Genomic DNA, 16,699 nt, shown 5'->3' on the forward strand with positions numbered 1-16,699 from the left:
CCGGAAAGTCAGGGGCTATCATCGGGAGATGGCCCCAGAAGCATCCGTGGCGACAAACACCCGGGAGCGCATCCAGGAGGTCGCGCGAGATCTCTTCGCCGAACGCGGATTGCGCAATACCAGCCTGCAGGACATCGCGGCATGTCTGGAGATCACCAAACCCGCTCTGTACTACCACTTCTCATCACGGGACGAGCTGGTCAGGAGCATCGTTCAGCCCATGGTGGATGATCTGGATGCCTTTCTGGCCACCAGTGGTTCCGGGGACACGCGCCAACTGCTTGAGGACTACTTCGACGTGTTGTGGGCGCATCGAGTGGTCATGGGCATCATCGTTCGTGATTTGGCCACCATGGGGCAGTTCGAACTGGGCGAGTGGATGATCGAATGGCGACGCAAGCTGATCGCGCTGCTTGCGGGCAGTAAGCCGTCGGTGGTGCAGATGATCCGCGCCACCGTTGCGCTCGGCGGCTTATCCGATTGCACCATCGAGTACGCGGACCGGTCGCATCGGCAGGTCAAGAAGGCTGCGGTGGACGCGGCCATTGCCGCGCTGGAAAGCTGAACGGGCGTTAGAGAGAACGTCCGCTGATCACCTTGGCGCTGAGCCAGCCGAGCTTGAGTAGGCCGAAGTAGGTCGAGGGCTTGAACGCCAGCGGCCAGCTCGTCCGGCGCGGGCCCGAGGGCAGAGTTTCACCGGTGAACCGTGCACCTAACCACGCCAGCGACATGGGCGCGGACATGGGATGCAGCAGCATGTGCTCATTGAGCAGATCGCGGTGGTAGGTGACGTTGGCGCCGCCGCCGCAGTAGGTATCGGCGAGCTCGTCGATGCACGACGCCGAGATGATCTCGTCATGCGCTGCCTGAATGATGAGCACAGGCGGGGTGGGCACCGTCTTACCGAGCTTGATGCTCTCGAAGACATGCTGCACCTCGGGTGTCTCGAGGAGCTGGTCCAGCGGCTGGTCCACCAGATCGTCCATGTCTTTGAAGGCCATGGCGACGATGGCCTTCAAAGTCGGCATTTCCTCGAGTCGCGCGAGGAACTCCTTGCCCTGGGGTGTCGCGTGCTCCTCGATCACTCGCTCGAGGCCGGGGTAGACATGCGATAGCGCCGTGACCACGAGGCCCGGCAGCGCGGCGAAAAGTCCACCGTTGAGTCGGCGAAAGGTATGTCCCAAGTCGCCCACGGGTGAGCCGAGCACCGCGCCGACGATGTCGAGCTCGGGTGCGTAATCGGCGCTGACCTCCGCTGCCCAGGCAGTGGCGAGCCCTCCGCCGGAATAGCCCCACAGTCCGATGGGCGCCTGTCGGGACAGGCCGAGCCGGTCGCAGTTCAGGGCTGCCCGAATTCCGTCGAGGGTCCGGTATCCGGGTTCTTCAGGTGCACCCCAGATTCCGTCGACGCCTTCGTGATCGGGCACCGATACCGCCCAGCCTCGATCGAGGATCGCCGCGATCAGTAGCAGTTCGAACTGCGCGAAGGAGCCCAGAGCGTGCGCGCCGCGGCGCAAGGCATACGAGGGAAAACAGCGGTCGGTGACGGCATCGATGGCGCATTGGTACGACACGATCGGCACTGGTGTCATCGGATCGGCGCCAGTCGGTGTGAGCACGGTGGTGACTGCGGCATCCGCGCGCCGATTGAGGTCATTGCTGCGGTACAGCAGCTGTGTTGCGGTGAACCGCTGGGGAATCACGCCGAGAAATGCGATTTCGACTTCACGAGTGCGCAGCACCGTGCCCGGGGCGGCGTGCTCGAATCCGCGCGGCGGGAGATAGAACGGGTCCTCAGTGGGCAGGAGAGGGCGCCCGCTGCGCTCGATCACCTGGTGGGGCGGCTCGCCGATCCACTTGACGTCACCGGATGTCGCCAGTTCATGGGGTGCCATGCCTGCGCTCCCTTCAAGGTCCTCGGCATTCATACCCTAAGGAGACTTTAAGAGGCTAGTCGGGTCAGCTGGGAGGGCGTAGTGCAGCAAACTCATCGGTGACTCGGTACCGGTCATCGGTGAATCGATAGAGGGCGGCCGGACGACCTCCGCTGCGCCCCGATCGCGCGGTGGTCCCGGTGGGGGTGAGCACCCCGCGTCGCACCAGCACGCGTTGCAGGTTGGTGGCGTCCACCGGATATCCCAGCGTGGCGCAGTAGATGTCACGAAGTGTCGAAAGCGTGAATTCCTGTGGTGCCAACGTAAATCCGATGTTCGTGTAGGACATTTTGGCCGCCAGGCGGGTATGCGCGTGCGCGACCATCACGTGGTGATCGAAGGCCATCTCGGGCAGATTGCTCACTCGATGCCACTGGGTATCGGCGGGCAGCTCGGGGGTGGCGGGGAAGGGGACAAGCCCGAGGAATGTCGAGGCAATCGTGCGTGGACCGGGCACGCGGTTCGGTTCAGAAAACACGGCCAGTTGTTCGAGGTGTGCTAACTCACGCACGTCCACCTTCTCGGCCAGTTGTCGCCGAATCGATGAGGGAAGGTCCTCGTCGGTGCGGACCTGGCCGCCGGGGAGTGCCCAGGCACCGCGGTGCGGTTCGCGTGCACGTTGCCACAGCAGCACGGCGAGCTCGGGATTGTCTGTGCTGGCTGTGTTGTCTCTGAAGTGACGTACTTGGAACACCACGGCTAACACTTCGTGTTCGGTGCTAGTATGGACCATGTTTTCGATCATAAGTCGAAAACCTCGGTCGACCAAACCCAGCCCGACGGCGGACCGAGACCCGAGAACGCGAGGAGGCGGCCATGACGGCAGCTGACGTGGTACTTGACGGTGTGATCGACGGCCCCGGTGGATACACCGGCGTGGAAGGCGATGCACGCTGGGCCGAGCAGGTGCGCCGGCTGGCCGATCAGCGCGGTGCCACATTGCTTGCGCACAACTACCAGCTCCCGGAAATCCAGGACGTGGCGGACCATGTCGGCGACTCGCTGGCGCTCTCGCGCATCGCCGCGGAGGCGCCCGAAGACACCATCGTGTTCTGCGGTGTTCATTTCATGGCCGAGACGGCCAAGATCCTCAGCCCGGATAAGACGGTGCTCATCCCGGATCAACGCGCCGGGTGCTCGCTTGCCGACTCCATTACCGCTGACGAGCTGCGGGACTGGAAGGCCGAATTTCCCGACGCTGTCGTGGTCTCGTACGTCAACACCACAGCGGCCGTGAAGGCGCTCACCGATATCTGCTGCACCTCCTCGAACGCGGTCGACGTGGTTGCGTCGATCGACCCGGACCGCGAGGTGCTGTTCTGCCCGGACCAGTTCCTGGGTGCACACGTCAGGCGGGTGACCGGCCGTCAAAACCTGCACATCTGGGCGGGCGAATGCCACGTGCACGCTGGAATCAACGGTGACGAACTTGCGGGACAGGCACGCGCACACCCGGACGCCGAGCTGTTCGTGCACCCCGAATGCGGTTGCGCGACATCTGCTCTGTACCTCGCTGGTGAGGGTGCCGTGCCCGAGGACCGGGTGAAGATCCTCTCGACGGGCGGAATGCTCGACGCCGCCCGCGCGACGAGTGCACGAGAAGTGCTGGTGGCCACCGAGGTTGGCATGCTGCATCAGCTGCGTAAGGCGGCACCCGACGTGAATTTTCTGGCGGTCAACGACCGGGCCTCATGCAAGTACATGAAGATGATCACCCCGGCGGCGATGCTGCGCTGCCTCGTCGAAGGTCGCGATGAGGTGCACGTCGATCCGGATACCGCACGGTTGGCGCGGCGCAGTGTTCAGCGGATGATCGAGATCGGACAGCCTGGCGGCGGAGAGTGACGATGCCGGCGGGGACCACTTGGAGTGCTGATGCCGATGTGGTCGTCGTCGGTGCGGGTGTAGCCGGGTTGGCGGCCGCGCTGGCTGCGCACCGACGCGGCCGGACCGTCGTGGTGCTGAGTAAAATCGGTTCAACCGCCACGCATTTCGCGCAGGGTGGTATCGCGGTGGTGCTACCCGATACCGACGATTCGGTGGAGGCTCATGTCCGCGACACGCTAGCGGCCGGAGCCGGTCTCTGCGACGCAGATGTGGTGCGGTCGATCGTGTCGGATGGTTACCGGGCGGTGCGCGACCTGGTGGCTGACGGCGCCCGATTCGACGAAACGCGTTTGGGCCAGTGGGCGTTGACGCGCGAGGGTGGGCACAGCACCCGTCGGATCATCCATGCGGGCGGCGATGCGACCGGTGCGGAAGTGCAGCGGGCACTCGATCACGCCGCAGCCACGCTGGACATCCGGCGCAGTCATGTGGTGTACGACGTCCTTACCGGGCCTAGCGGGGTGGGCGGTGTGATTGTCGGCAACGGCGATGGGCTGGGTCTGATCCGTACCGGCGCCGTGGTGCTTGCCACTGGTGGTCTCGGGCATCTGTATTCGGCAACCACCAACCCCGACGGATCAACCGGGGACGGGATCGCGCTGGCGTTGCGTGCGGGTGTGCCGGTGGCCGATATTGAGTTCATCCAATTCCATCCGACCATGCTGCATACCCCGCAGGCCACCGGATGCCGGCCGCTCATTAGTGAGGCGGTCCGCGGGGAGGGTGCCATTCTGGTTGATGCGCGCGGGGATTCGATAACCGGCGGGGTACATCCGATGGGCGACCTGGCTCCCCGTGATGTGGTGGCCGGTGCGATCGCCCGGCGGCTGCGTGAGACCGGAGATCGTTGCGTCTATCTCGACGCGCGCACCATCGACAACTTCGCCGGCCGATTCCCGACCATCACCGCTGCGTGTGCGGCCGCCGGGATCGATCCGGCCGTCCAGCGGATCCCTGTGGTGCCGGGGGCGCATTACAGCTGCGGTGGGGTCGTCACCGATGCGTACGGCCAGACCGCGGTGCCCGGCTTGTTCGCCGCGGGGGAGGTCGCGCGCACCGGCATGCACGGCGCAAATAGGTTGGCTTCCAACAGCTTATTGGAAGGCCTTGTGGTGGGCAGGCGTGCGGGTGAGGCCGCTGCACAGGTGGCTGGTCGGTCAGCCATTGCCGCGGAAGGCCATCGCGCACAGCCGCGCCTCGATCGTCGGCGGCTCCAGGCGGCGATGACCCGGTGGGCGTCGGTGCTCCGCGATGGCGACGGTCTCAGAATGCTTGACGCCGAACTACGCTCCTGTGCCGCGGCGTCGACCTCGACACCGCGTGAGGTGGAGGATGCCGCGCTGACCCTCACCGCGCAGGCTGTGGTCGCCGCCGCCTCGGCGCGCACGGAATCTCGTGGGTGCCACGCCCGCTCGGACTGGCCGGACCCCGATCCCGCTTTTGCGGTGAGCCTTTCGGTGCGGCGTGACGCCGACGGCTGTGAAGTTGCGCTACCGTCTGGGGTGCCATGCTGATCGGAAATTTGACGGAACACGAACTCGCCGAAGCGCGTTCGATAGTAGAGCGCGCTCTGGTGGAGGATCTGCGTTACGGACCGGATATCACGAGCCAGGCGACTGTGCCCGTCGACGCCGAATGCACCGCAGCGATGGTGACACGTGAAGGCGGGGTCATCGCCGGAGTTGATATCGCCCTCATCGTGCTGGACGAGGTTATCGGCACGGGGAATTACCGGGTCGAGAGCCGTCTCTCGGATGGCGCGCGCGTCGGTACCGGAACGGCACTGCTCACAGTCACCGCGCCCACACGCGATCTGTTGACTGCCGAGCGCACCATGCTCAACCTGGTGTGCCACCTCTCGGGTATCGCCACCACCACCGCGGCCTGGGTTGATGCGGTCGACGGTACGGCTGCGCAGATCCGCGACACTCGCAAAACCCTTCCGGGACTGCGCCTCCTACAGAAATACGCTGTCCGCACCGGAGGTGGGGTGAACCACCGGATGGGCCTCGGTGATGCGGCACTCATCAAAGACAACCACGTGGCAGCCGCAGGCTCGGTGGTGGCCGCGTTGCGGGCCGTGCGCGCGGTCGCACCGAATATCGAGGTCGAGGTCGAGGTCGACTCGTTGGAACAGCTCGACGAGGTGATGACCGAGGGTGCGGAGTTGGTGCTTCTTGACAACTTTCCCGTCTGGCAGACCCAGGTGGCGGCGCAGCGCCGGGATGCTTACGCACCACAGCTCAGGTTGGAGTCCTCCGGCGGGCTTTCGTTGGAAACCGCTGCCGCGTACGCCAAGACGGGTGTCGACTACCTGGCGGTGGGTGCGTTGACGCACTCCGCGCGAGTCCTCGACATCGGTTTGGATATGTAAGCCTCAGTCTCGGGGTGCGGCTTCCGCGAACTTCGTCGTGTAGGTCGCCTTGATGTCGATCCGGTGCTTCACGGGAGCCACGTTCTTGGAGTACATGCCAAGAATACGCAGTGCGTTTTGTGCGCCTTCGGATTTCATCATCCCGTCGCCGTTGAACATGCCGATGGAATCGGCGATCGACTGGAGATACAGGTCCCTGTTTGCGCTAGCGTACTGACGTGGCATGTTGTCCGCGATCTGCGCGGGCGAATGCTGTTTGATCCACCTCAGCGTCTGGACGAACGACGTCACCAGCTTCTGCACGATCTCCGGATGCGCCTGCACCGTGTCGCACCGCATGTAGAGGGAAGTCGACGGGTACAGGCCGCCGAGGGCCTTACGGGTCCCAGCTTCGGTGCGCATGTCGACGAGGACCTTCGCCTGGCCCGAGTTCACCATCTGCGCCACCGTTGGATCGGTGGTCATTCCCGCATCGATTCCGTCGTGATTCATACCGGCGATGAATGTCTGGCCGGCGCCCACCTTCACGCGGTTGTAGTCGGCGGTGTTCAGTGCTGCCTGTCCGGCCAGGGCCTGCGTCAAGAAGTCGGTGGAAGATCCCAGCGAGGTGACGCCGAGGTTCTTGCCGCGGAAGTCGGCGGGCGAGGTGATGACGGCGGCGTCCTTGGCAGACACCAGCTCCACCTCGCCCGGAACGTCCGCCATCTGAACCACCGAGGTGATGCACTGCTCCTTGGCCTGCAGGTCGATGGTGTGGTCGTAGAACCCGACCACCGCCTGCACATCACCGGTCAGGAGCGCGGTCTCGGCGGTGGCCCCGGACTGCTCGCTGAGCAGTGTGACGTCGATATCGTTGCTCTTGAAGTAACCGAGCTGCTGGGTGAGCATCGCCGGTAGGTAGATGATCTTCTCCAGCCCGCCCACCATGATGGTGACCTGCGGTCTGCCATTGGCCATGGGGATGTGTCGGGAGTCGCGGCATCCGGCACCGAGGAACACCGCGGCGACGAGAATCAGCACAAGTGCAGGTTTTCTCATCCTCACACCCCGTGGCCCGAGTTCGACTGCGAAGGACGCCATTTGAGCAACCGGGATTCGGCGATACCGATGAGCCATTCGGCGAGTAGGGCGACGACCGTGATGATGATCATGCCCGCATAGATTCCCGCGGAGTCGAACGTGCCTTGAGCATTGCTGATCAACAGGCCCAATCCCTTGCTTGCGCCTGCATATTCACCGACGACTGCGCCGATGAGTGCGAACCCGAATGCGGTGTGCAGACTCGACAGGATCCAACTTGTCGCGCTGGGCAGCACGATCGAGGTCAGGATGCGGGTAGGGCTGGCGCCGAGGATTCGGGCATTGTTGATCACATTGCCGTCGACCTCACGCGCCCCGGTGAATGCGTTGAAGAACACCGCGAAGAACACCAGCACCACCACGGTGGCGACCTTGGAGCTCAGTCCCAGGCCGAACCAGATGATGAACAAGGAGGCAAGGACGATGCGTGGAACGGCGTTGAGCGCCTTGATGAACGGTGCCAGTACCTCCGACCAGTAACGGCTGCGGCCCAGCAACACGCCCAACGTCACACCCGCGACGGTGCCGATGAGGAAGCCCAGGACGGCCTCTTCGACGGTGGTGAAGATCTGCAGCCATACCGAACCGAACTGGGTTCCGATGGTGAACCACTCGACCAATCGTGCCCAGATCAGCGAGGGCTTCGAGTAGAAGAACGGGTCCAGCCATACCGTGGCCGCGAGCTCCCACGAAGCCAACCAGATCACCACAAGCAGGGTTCGCAATCCCCAGATACGTAGCATGCTGCGGCGCTTGTTCTTACGTGCACGTTGGAGGATCGACTCGTCGGTCTCGAGAACCGGCAGGTCAAGCAGGCTATGCGACATTGGCTTCTCCCTTCGCGCGGGCGGCCTCCACCTGATCGCGCAGTGTTTCCCAGATCTCGCGGTAGATGCTGCGGAATTCATCGGTGAGTCGGACTTCCTCGACATCCCGGGGGCGCGGCAGCGTGATAGGGAAGTCTCCGCACACCGTGGCGGGGCTGGCGGTCATCACCACCACTCGGTCGGCCAGTGCGATCGCCTCTTCAAGGTCATGGGTGACGAAGATGGCAGCGGCACCGGTACCGGACCACACCCGCAGCAGTTCGTCCTGCATGAGCTGGCGGGTCTGTACGTCCAGGGCGCTGAATGGCTCATCCATGAGCAGGATTTCGGGCTCGTTGACCAGGGTCTGTGCCAGCGCCACACGCTTGCGCATGCCACCCGATAGTTGGTGGGGGTAGTACTTCTCGAACCCGCCGAGGCCGACGGTGCGGACCCAGGCGGCGGCCTTCTCGTGGGCCTCGTACTTTGGTACGCCGCGGTAGAGGGGACCCAGGGCAACATTATCGATGACGTTCTTCCAAGGCAGCACGGCATCCTGCTGGAACATATAGCCGACTCCTGCAGGAATCCCCGATACGTCCTTGCCGCGCACCAGGACACGTCCCGCCGAGGGCGGCTCCAGCCCGGAAACCAGTGACAGGGTGGTGGACTTGCCACACCCGGTGGGGCCGACGACGGCGACGAATTCCCCGGTGTCGATATTGATGTCGAGATCGCGGACCGCGGTGTGGATGCCGTCACCGCGATTGGAGGGGAACCGTTTGGTTGCTCCCCGAAGTTCGATGAGTGGATGCGCCATTGCAGATCTCCTTCGCTAGCCGCCGGAGTCCGACGATAAGTGGTGGGTGTCACAGTTTTCCGCTTGTACGCACTACCCGCGCAAATCGCACTTTTCGTCAGTTTTGCGCATTCTGCGCACGGACCTGCCTACGCTCTGACGCATGGGTTCCGGGAAGCGCACCGTGCTGCGATTGGGTACGCAAGTGCTTCTGCTGCAGGTTGCCGTCGTCTTCCTCGCGCTGGGTGTGGCGTTCGCCGTCCTCGCCGTGGTGGGTGACCGGCGGCTTTCCGCCGAGTACGGGCAGCGGGCAATGGCGATCGCGCGAACGGTCGCCGCGATGCCTGAGGTGCGTGCCCGGGTGACCGAATATGCACAGGGCACGCTCACATCGGGCTCCGTTCTCACCGATGAGCTTTCGGACGGCCAGTTGCAACACATCGCCAGCGCGGTGCAAAAGCGTAGCGACGCGTTGTTCGTGGTGATCACCGACGAGCATGGGATCCGGTTGGCCCATCCCACCGAGGACCGGCTGGGATACCCGGTAAGCACCGACCCTTCGGCCGCCCTGGCCGGGCGCGATGTCGTTGTCGAGGAAGCCGGCACCTTGGGAGATTCCGTACGCGCCAAAGTTCCTGTACGGCAACCTGGTACATCGGCGGCGGTGGGAGAGGTCAGCGTCGGGGTCTCTACGACGGCGGTGCGCGACCGCTTGTTCCTAGATCTGCGGGTCGCCGGATGGATCGTGGGCGCCGCATTCCTGTTTGGAATCGCGGGTTCGGTACTGCTTGCGCGCCGGTGGAGACGCCTCACCCTCGGCCTAGAACCTGCGGAGCTGACCGAGCTGGTGCGGGAACAGGCGGCGGTTCTGCATGGCATCGGGGAGGGGGTACTGGCCATCGACGTCGAAGGAAGAACCACCGTCGTCAACGACGAAGCGGCACGCCTGTTGGGTTTGGATGATGCAACAGGGCGGCAGGTAGGTGATATCGGTTTGACGCCAAGGGTTCTCTCGCTGCTTCACGAAATGTCCGCGGCGCCTGTCCTGGCGACAGTGGGTGACCGAGTCGTTGTGGTCACGGCGCGTGCGGTGACACGGGCAGGCCGTGCGTTGGGCGCGGTGCTCACTGTGCGCGATCGAACGGATGTGGAACTGCTGACCCGACAACTGGACGCGGTGCAGTCGATGAGCACCGTGCTGCGGGCCCAGCGGCATGAATTCGCGAACCGTCTGCACCTGTTGAGTGGATTGGTACACGGAGACCGGACGCAGGAGGCCGCGCACTACCTGGACGAGCTGCTCGGCACGGGCCCGTTGGGTGCCGCGCTTCCGGAGATCGAGACGCTGGGCGATCCATATCTTCAGGCCTTCGTCGCTGCGAAAATGGCGAATGCCCGAGAAGCGGGTGTGACGCTAACGCTCGGGGACAACACCTGGGTTTCCGGCACCCTCGTGCAACCGGTGGACGTCACAACGGTGCTGGGCAACCTGATCGACAACGCTATCGACGCGGCACGAACCGGATCGGATTCGCAGCGCAGGGTCGAGGTCGGGGTGGTTCAGGACGGCACAACACTGCATATCACCGTCGCCGACAGTGGGGATGGGGTCGCGGAATCCATGGCGGACGGGCTGTTCGTCGAGGGCGTCTCGACCAAGGACGATGGTGGTGCCCCGGGCGGTCGAGGGGTGGGTCTGGCGTTGACCCGTCAGATCGCTCGGGGTCTCGGCGGTGACGTGTGGTTGGCCACGGCAACGGCGGCCGGCCCAGGGCTCCTCGGAGCGGAGTTCATCGCGCGGATACCGTCGGTAATGGTGGAAGGCGAAGGGAATGAGCCGAAATGAGTGAATCCGAGCTGCGGGTTCTGATCGTCGACGACGACTTTCGAGTAGCCAACCTGCACGCCGGGATCGTCGGTGCGATACCCGGTTTCACGGTGGCGGCGATCGCGCACACCGTGGGAGCGGCGCGTGATGCGGTGATATCTACCGATATCGATCTGGCGCTGGTCGACGTGTATTTGCCTGACGGCTCTGGTGTCGACTTCGTGCGCGAATTACGTTGTGATGCAATGGTCGTGTCGGCCGCGGTCGAGGGAGAGGTCGTCCGGCGGGCGCTGGCCGCGGGCGCGCTGAGCTACCTGGTGAAGCCGTTCGGGAATGCCGCGCTGGTCGCTCGGCTGACCGCTTATGCGCGTTATCGCAGCATCCTGCGCAGCGACGAGCTCAGCTCCGCCGAGGTGGATTCGGCGTTGGACTCCTTGCGCCCGGTCGCAAGTGCGCTACGTTCGGCCGCTCCGTCGTCGCCGACCAAGCAGATCGTCCTGCAGGCCATCGGGAATACGTCGTCCCCCATGTCCTCTGCGGAAGTCGCGGTGGCGGTGGGGATTTCCCGCGCGACGGCGCAACGCTATCTAGCCTCACTGGTTGGCAGCTCGGAGTTGGAGATGCGGTTGCGGTATGGCACCACCGGCCGTCCCGAGCAGGAGTTTCTTATCCCAGAAAAGTGACGTTGGCGCTGACCGGGTCGCGTGGGGCGCGTACCGCATTCATCGGTGCGTCACTCAGGTGCTCCCGCGTCACCCCCTCGGCGATGACAACCCGCGACGGCTGGATATTCGAGTTCGATGGCGCGTGCTGTGCGGTCTCCAGAGCGGCGTTTAGGGCGTCGCGGGGGACCGGCGTCTGCAGGAAATCACGGATCGAGGATCGGTCGCGGACCAGCTGTTCGAAATCAGTCACGCCACGGTATGGGCATCATCAACCTAGGATTTCAACAGCTGATGAATAACTAGTTCGCAATATCGGCGACGAAGACCCCGGCACGCTTGTTGGCGACGCGGGTGGACCTGGTCAGCGCCGGATCACCCTGGCCCTGCTCCACGATGCGCGGGTTGATGACGTGGATCTGCTTTCCGCGGAACAGCGTGATGTCGGCGCGGCCGGCGGCGATCACATTCTTGGTCCAATTGGTCTTGCCGTGGATCAGGCCGATGGAGATGGCATTGCCCTTGCGGAACGCGTTCACGGTGGTTTCGTACTTGGTGCCCGATGTGCGGCCATAGTGCGTGACGGTGGCGAAGGACGGCAGGAAGCGTGCGATGGGCGCCATCAGCGGATTCATGTATTTGATCTGCGCCCGTTCGAGCCAATCGGGCATGAGCATGGGCACACCGGGCTGATGATTTGCTGACATGGGGTTTCCGATCGTCGCGTGGCAGTGGGGTCTACTGGACGGGAGTCTAATGAGACTGGCGTCACATGCAACCGGCCACTGCGAGGTAAATGCCCTTGAACAGCTCTGGGACAATGGCACATGTGAATGACGCCGGACCTGTTCTGCTTCGCCGTATCGACATGCGTGGTGCGAGCTTGTCCCCGTCCCATCTGCGTTCGGCACTGCCGCGCGGCGGCACCGACGTTGACGCCGTGCTGCCCAGGGTGCGGCCCGTCGTGGAGGCCGTCCGGGACCGTGGCGCGGAGGCCGCGCTGGAGTTCTGCGCCGAGTTCGACGGTGTTCGCCCCGAAACCGTGCGGGTGCCCACCGCGGAGCTGGAACGCGCCCTCGCTGAACTTGACCCGGCGGTACGCGACGCGCTCGAGGTGGCCATTCTGCGGGCGCGCGCCGTGCACGCGGATCAGCGCCGTCAGGACACCGTGACCACCGTTGCGGACGGCGCCACCGTCACTGAGCGGTGGGTACCCGTCGAGCGGGTGGGTTTGTACGTTCCGGGCGGCAACGCCGTCTATCCGTCGAGCGTCGTCATGAACGTCGTACCCGCGCAGACGGCCGGGGTGGGATCTCTCGTGATTGCCTCGCCGCCACAGGCTCAGTTCGGCGGGCTGCCGCACCCGACGATTCTCGCTGCGGCACGGATGCTGGGCGTCGAGGAAATCTGGGCGGTCGGTGGAGCACAAGGTGTGGCCCTGCTGGCGCATGGCGGCATCGATACCGATGGTGCCGAGCTCGCGGCGGTGGACATGATCACCGGGCCCGGCAATATCTACGTGACCGCAGCCAAGCGGATGTGCCGCTCGCTGGTGGGCATCGACGCCGAGGCCGGTCCGACCGAAATCGCGATCCTCGCCGATGAGACGGCCGATCCGGTGCACGTGGCGGCCGACCTGATCAGCCAGGCCGAGCACGACGTGTTAGCGGCGAGTGTGCTTGTCACCACCAGTGTGGCGCTGGCCGATGCCGTGGTGAAAGAGACTGTCGCACAGCTTGAGACGACTGTGCATGCCGAGCGGGTCACCGCCGCGCTGACCGGTACCCAGTCCGGGATCGTCCTCGTCGATGACATCAGTGCGGGAATCAAGGTCGTGAATGCCTATGCGGCTGAGCACTTGGAAATTCAGACGCATGCTCCCACCGCAGTAGCCGCGCGCGTACGCAGTGCCGGTGCGATCTTCCTGGGACCGTGGTCGCCGGTGAGCCTGGGTGACTATTGCGCCGGATCCAATCACGTGCTCCCCACTGCGGGATGCGCGCGGCATTCCAGTGGGCTCTCGGTGCAGACGTTCCTGCGCGGGATCCATATCGTGGATTACACGGAGGCTGCTCTTAAAGAGGTGTCTGGACACGTGATTACGCTGGCAAACGCCGAGAACCTGCCCGCTCACGGCGAGGCGGTCCGACGCCGATTCGAGCGATCATGAGCTCCATCGCGCCTAACGGTGTTCGTGCAAGCGGTGCATCCGTGCCTGGCGCTTCCGCACGTCTTGAAGACCTGCCGATGCGGGATAGCTTGCGCGGTAAGATTCCTTATGGTGCACCGCAATTGGTTGTCCCGGTACGGCTGAACACCAACGAGAACCCGCACGGCCCCACTGAGGGTCTCGTCGCGGACATCGCGGTCGCCGTCCGCGAGGTGGCGGCGGAACTGCACCGGTATCCCGACCGGGACGCGGTGGCTCTGCGCGCCGATCTGGCCGGGTACCTGACGGAACAAACGGGCGTGCCTGTCGCCACGGAGAACGTTTGGGCGGCAAACGGTTCCAACGAGGTATTGCAGCAGCTGCTGCAGGCCTTCGGCGGGCCGGGGCGTACCGCATTGGGGTTCACGCCGTCCTACTCGATGCACCCCATCATCTCCGATGGGACGCAGACCGAATGGATGCAGGCGCAGCGTTTAGAAGACTTTTCGCTGGATGCGGACGCCGCCGTCGCGGCGGTACGCGATCGTCGCCCCGACGTCATCTTCGTGACGAGTCCCAACAACCCGACGGGTCAGTCGGTTCCGCTGCAGGATCTGCGCAGGATCCTCGATGCGGCTCCGGGAGTGGTGATCCTGGATGAGGCATATGCGGAGTTCTCGACGGGCCCCAGTGGTATCGGTCTGATCGACGAGTATCCGACGAAGCTGATCGTGAGCCGCACCATGAGCAAGGCCTTCGCCTTCGCGGGTGGACGGCTCGGCTATCTGGTGGCCGCGCCGGCGGTCGTAGAGGCGCTGCTGTTGGTGCGCCTTCCATATCACCTCTCGGTGCTCACCCAGGCGGCGGCCCGAGCCGCGGTGAAACACCGCGTAGAGACCCTCGGCAGCGTCGCGACATTGGTTGCCGAACGCATCCGGGTATCGGAGACGTTGTCGGCCAGCGGATTCCGGGTGATCCCCAGCGATGCCAATTTCATACTGTTCGGCAGGTTCGCCGATTCGGCGGCGAGCTGGCAGCGGTATCTCGATGCGGGCGTGCTCATCCGGGATGTCGGAATCCCGGGTTATTTGCGTGTCACCATCGGGTTGGCGAGTGAGAATGACATGTTCTTGAAAGTCAGCGACAGCCTCGCTGCAACCGACCTCGAGAAGGGTGCGGAATCATGACGGATCCCATTCAGCCACGCATTGCCCGGGTGGCGCGGGCTACCCGTGAGTCGGACATCGTGGTCGAACTGAACCTCGACGGCACCGGTCAGGTGCGCATCGACACCGGTGTGCCGTTCTACGACCACATGCTCACCGCATTGGGCACCCATGCCAGTTTCGATCTGAAGATCACGGCCAAGGGCGACACCGAGATCGAGGCACACCACACGGTGGAGGACACCGCAATCACCCTGGGGCAAGCGCTGGCTGAGGCTCTTGGGGACAAGAAGGGTATTCGCCGGTTCGGCGACGCGTTCATTCCGATGGACGAAACCCTGGCGCACGCCGCGGTGGACGTCTCGGGCCGTCCGTACTGTGTGCACACCGGCGAGCCGGAGCATCTGCTGCACACCACGATTGCGGGCAGCTCTGTGCCCTACCACACCGTCATCAATGCGCACGTGTTCGAGTCGTTGGCACTCAACGCGCGTATCGCGCTGCATGTACGCACCCTGTACGGCCGCGACCCCCACCACATCACCGAGGCCCAGTACAAGGCCGTGGCCAGGGCGCTGCGTCAGGCCGTCGAACCTGACCCGCGCGTCACCGGAGTGCCCTCTACTAAAGGCAGTCTGTGACGGCTAAGGCGAAAGTTGTTGTCCTCGATTATGGTTCGGGCAATCTTAGATCCGCTCAGCGCGCGCTGGAACGGGTCGGCGCCGACGTCACAGTGACCTCCGACGCCGATGCGGCCCTTAATGCCGATGGGCTGGTGGTACCGGGGGTGGGTGCGTTCGCTGCGTGTATGGAGGGACTGCGGAGTATCGGCGGCGAGCGCATCATCGACGTGCGCCTGGCGGGCGGGCGTCCGGTGCTTGGCGTCTGCGTTGGTATGCAAATTCTGTTCAGCCACGGCGTCGAATTCGGTGTCGATACCGACGGATGCGGTCAGTGGCCCGGTGTGGTCAGTCGGCTCGAGGCACCGGTGATCCCGCATATGGGTTGGAATACGGTCGATGCCGCGACCGGATCCGAATTGTTCGCCGGACTGGACGCCGAGACCCGCTTCTATTTCGTGCACTCGTACGCGGTGCAGAAGTGGGAGCTGGAAACACTGAGCGAGTCGCCAATCGTGCGGCCGCTGGTGACCTGGGCTACCCATCATGTGCCGTTCGTGGCAGCGGTGGAGAATGGTCCATTGGCAGCCACTCAGTTCCATCCGGAGAAAAGTGGCGATGCGGGGGCCGTGTTGTTGAGCAATTGGGTGAAGGGAATCTCGTGAGTCTCGTTCTATTACCGGCGGTCGATGTCGCCGACGGTCAGGCCGTCCGCCTCGTACAGGGCAAGGCAGGCAGCGAAACCACTTACGGCTCACCGCGTGACGCCGCCCTGGCATGGCAGAACGACGGTGCCGAATGGGTGCACCTGGTGGATCTGGACGCAGCCTTCGGTCGTGGCTCCAATCGCGAGCTGCTCGCTCAGGTGGTTGGCGAGCTCGATGTCAAGGTTGAGCTCTCCGGCGGCATCCGCGATGACGATTCGTTGAAGGCTGCGCTCGCAACCGGTTGCGCTCGAGTCAATCTCGGGACCGCAGCACTCGAGGACCCGGAGTGGTGTGCCTCGGCCATCGCCCGACACGGCGAGCGGGTTGCCGTGGGGCTCGACGTGGAAATCGTCGACGGCGCACACCGGCTGCGCGGCCGCGGCTGGGTCAGCGACGGCGGCGACCTCTGGGAGGTAATGGAACGACTGCGCGCACAAGGATGTTCGCGCTACGTCGTCACCGACGTGACAAAGGATGGCACCCTCACGGGACCGAACCTGGAACTGCTCGCACAGGTTGCGGGTGTGGCCAATGCTCCCGTAATCGCCTCGGGCGGGGTATCGAGCCTCGATGACTTGCGCGCCATCGCGGAGCTGACCGGGGCCGGTATCGAGGGTGCGATCGTCGGAAAGGCCCTCTACGCAGGCCGATTCACCCTGCCCGACGCACTGGCTGCCGTTTCCTGAC

At 64.3% G+C, this 16,699-nt stretch carries 18 protein-coding genes; 11 read left to right on the forward strand and 7 right to left on the reverse strand.

Annotated elements, in window-relative coordinates; translation table 11 throughout:
- The first annotated feature begins 28 nt into the window (after positions 1 to 28).
- The gene (locus AB0H22_RS20890) at positions 29 to 565 is read left to right on the forward strand and encodes a TetR/AcrR family transcriptional regulator (RefSeq protein ID WP_358148639.1); all 537 of its coding nucleotides are present in this window, start codon (positions 29 to 31) and stop codon (positions 563 to 565) included.
- Between the two features lie 7 nt (positions 566 to 572).
- Here the strand turns inward: AB0H22_RS20890 and AB0H22_RS20895 are convergent, their stop codons facing one another.
- Positions 573 to 1,895, reverse strand: coding sequence for a lipase family protein (locus tag AB0H22_RS20895; protein WP_358148641.1), 1,323 nt, complete (start codon positions 1,893 to 1,895; stop codon positions 573 to 575).
- A gap of 64 nt (positions 1,896 to 1,959) precedes the next feature.
- Positions 1,960 to 2,667 (reverse strand): NUDIX domain-containing protein, encoded by a 708-nt coding sequence (locus tag AB0H22_RS20900; protein WP_180749961.1) that lies wholly within the window; start codon positions 2,665 to 2,667, stop codon positions 1,960 to 1,962.
- An 83-nt stretch (positions 2,668 to 2,750) separates the two neighbouring features.
- Here AB0H22_RS20900 and nadA point away from each other — a divergent pair, with 83 nt between their 5' ends.
- Genes nadA through nadC form a run of 3 tightly spaced genes read left to right on the forward strand, consistent with a single transcriptional unit; the run spans position 2,751 to position 6,195 of the window.
- A complete protein-coding gene (gene nadA / locus AB0H22_RS20905; RefSeq protein WP_180749962.1) occupies positions 2,751 to 3,779 on the forward strand; it encodes a quinolinate synthase NadA in 1,029 nt (342 codons plus the stop codon).
- Between the two features lie 2 nt (positions 3,780 to 3,781).
- Complete coding sequence (locus tag AB0H22_RS20910) at positions 3,782 to 5,335, forward strand: L-aspartate oxidase (RefSeq protein ID WP_358148644.1); 1,554 nt, start codon at positions 3,782 to 3,784, stop codon at positions 5,333 to 5,335.
- The gene (nadC, locus tag AB0H22_RS20915; RefSeq protein ID WP_358148647.1) at positions 5,329 to 6,195 is read left to right on the forward strand and encodes a carboxylating nicotinate-nucleotide diphosphorylase; all 867 of its coding nucleotides are present in this window, start codon (positions 5,329 to 5,331) and stop codon (positions 6,193 to 6,195) included. Before AB0H22_RS20910 ends, nadC begins: the two co-directional genes overlap by 7 nt.
- A gap of 3 nt (positions 6,196 to 6,198) precedes the next feature.
- Here nadC and AB0H22_RS20920 read toward each other — a convergent pair whose 3' ends face one another.
- Genes AB0H22_RS20920 through AB0H22_RS20930 form a run of 3 tightly spaced genes read right to left on the reverse strand, consistent with a single transcriptional unit; the run spans position 6,199 to position 8,901 of the window.
- On the reverse strand, positions 6,199 to 7,233 hold the full coding sequence (locus AB0H22_RS20920) for an ABC transporter substrate-binding protein (protein ID WP_358148649.1): 1,035 nt from the start codon (positions 7,231 to 7,233) through the stop codon (positions 6,199 to 6,201).
- 2 nt (positions 7,234 to 7,235) lie between these two features.
- The gene (locus AB0H22_RS20925; RefSeq protein ID WP_358148651.1) at positions 7,236 to 8,102 is read right to left on the reverse strand and encodes an ABC transporter permease; all 867 of its coding nucleotides are present in this window, start codon (positions 8,100 to 8,102) and stop codon (positions 7,236 to 7,238) included.
- Positions 8,092 to 8,901 carry an ABC transporter ATP-binding protein gene (locus tag AB0H22_RS20930; RefSeq protein WP_358148653.1) on the reverse strand — a complete coding sequence of 270 codons (810 nt, stop codon included), beginning with the start codon at positions 8,899 to 8,901 and terminating at the stop codon, positions 8,092 to 8,094. The genes AB0H22_RS20925 and AB0H22_RS20930 overlap by 11 nt, the downstream gene beginning before the upstream one ends.
- Before the next feature lie 142 nt (positions 8,902 to 9,043).
- Between AB0H22_RS20930 and AB0H22_RS20935 the strand changes: the two genes are divergently transcribed.
- Positions 9,044 to 10,726, forward strand: a complete 1,683-nt coding sequence (locus AB0H22_RS20935; protein WP_358148655.1) for a sensor histidine kinase — start codon at positions 9,044 to 9,046, stop codon at positions 10,724 to 10,726.
- Positions 10,723 to 11,391 carry a response regulator gene (locus AB0H22_RS20940; RefSeq protein ID WP_358148657.1) on the forward strand — a complete coding sequence of 223 codons (669 nt, stop codon included), beginning with the start codon at positions 10,723 to 10,725 and terminating at the stop codon, positions 11,389 to 11,391. The genes AB0H22_RS20935 and AB0H22_RS20940 overlap by 4 nt, the downstream gene beginning before the upstream one ends.
- Here AB0H22_RS20940 and AB0H22_RS20945 read toward each other — a convergent pair.
- Both AB0H22_RS20945 and AB0H22_RS20950 read right to left on the reverse strand, forming a co-directional pair.
- On the reverse strand, positions 11,375 to 11,623 hold the full coding sequence (locus tag AB0H22_RS20945) for a nitroreductase family protein (RefSeq protein WP_358148659.1): 249 nt from the start codon (positions 11,621 to 11,623) through the stop codon (positions 11,375 to 11,377). The two genes, AB0H22_RS20940 and AB0H22_RS20945, sit on opposite strands and share 17 nt — an antisense overlap.
- Before the next feature lie 49 nt (positions 11,624 to 11,672).
- A complete protein-coding gene (locus tag AB0H22_RS20950) occupies positions 11,673 to 12,047 on the reverse strand; it encodes a nitroreductase family deazaflavin-dependent oxidoreductase (RefSeq protein ID WP_180750348.1) in 375 nt (124 codons plus the stop codon).
- A gap of 173 nt (positions 12,048 to 12,220) precedes the next feature.
- On the opposite strand from AB0H22_RS20950, the gene hisD reads away from it, so the two are divergent.
- From hisD to priA, 5 genes are read left to right on the forward strand one after another with little or no spacing between them, the layout of a single operon-like run.
- Complete coding sequence (gene hisD / locus AB0H22_RS20955) at positions 12,221 to 13,540, forward strand: histidinol dehydrogenase (protein WP_358148789.1); 1,320 nt, start codon at positions 12,221 to 12,223, stop codon at positions 13,538 to 13,540.
- Positions 13,537 to 14,706, forward strand: a complete 1,170-nt coding sequence (locus tag AB0H22_RS20960) for a histidinol-phosphate transaminase (protein WP_358148661.1) — start codon at positions 13,537 to 13,539, stop codon at positions 14,704 to 14,706. Before hisD ends, AB0H22_RS20960 begins: the two co-directional genes overlap by 4 nt.
- Positions 14,703 to 15,326 (forward strand): imidazoleglycerol-phosphate dehydratase HisB, encoded by a 624-nt coding sequence (gene hisB / locus AB0H22_RS20965; protein ID WP_180749972.1) that lies wholly within the window; start codon positions 14,703 to 14,705, stop codon positions 15,324 to 15,326. Before AB0H22_RS20960 ends, hisB begins: the two co-directional genes overlap by 4 nt.
- Entirely contained in the window at positions 15,323 to 15,970 is a 648-nt protein-coding gene (hisH, locus tag AB0H22_RS20970; RefSeq protein WP_358148663.1) for an imidazole glycerol phosphate synthase subunit HisH, read from the forward strand. Before hisB ends, hisH begins: the two co-directional genes overlap by 4 nt.
- Complete coding sequence (gene priA, locus AB0H22_RS20975; protein WP_180749974.1) at positions 15,967 to 16,698, forward strand: bifunctional 1-(5-phosphoribosyl)-5-((5-phosphoribosylamino)methylideneamino)imidazole-4-carboxamide isomerase/phosphoribosylanthranilate isomerase PriA; 732 nt, start codon at positions 15,967 to 15,969, stop codon at positions 16,696 to 16,698. Before hisH ends, priA begins: the two co-directional genes overlap by 4 nt.
- Position 16,699: the final 1 nt, after the last annotated feature.

The organism is Mycobacterium sp. NPDC050853, from assembly GCF_040653875.1.
Lineage (GTDB): Bacteria > Actinomycetota > Actinomycetes > Mycobacteriales > Mycobacteriaceae > Mycobacterium.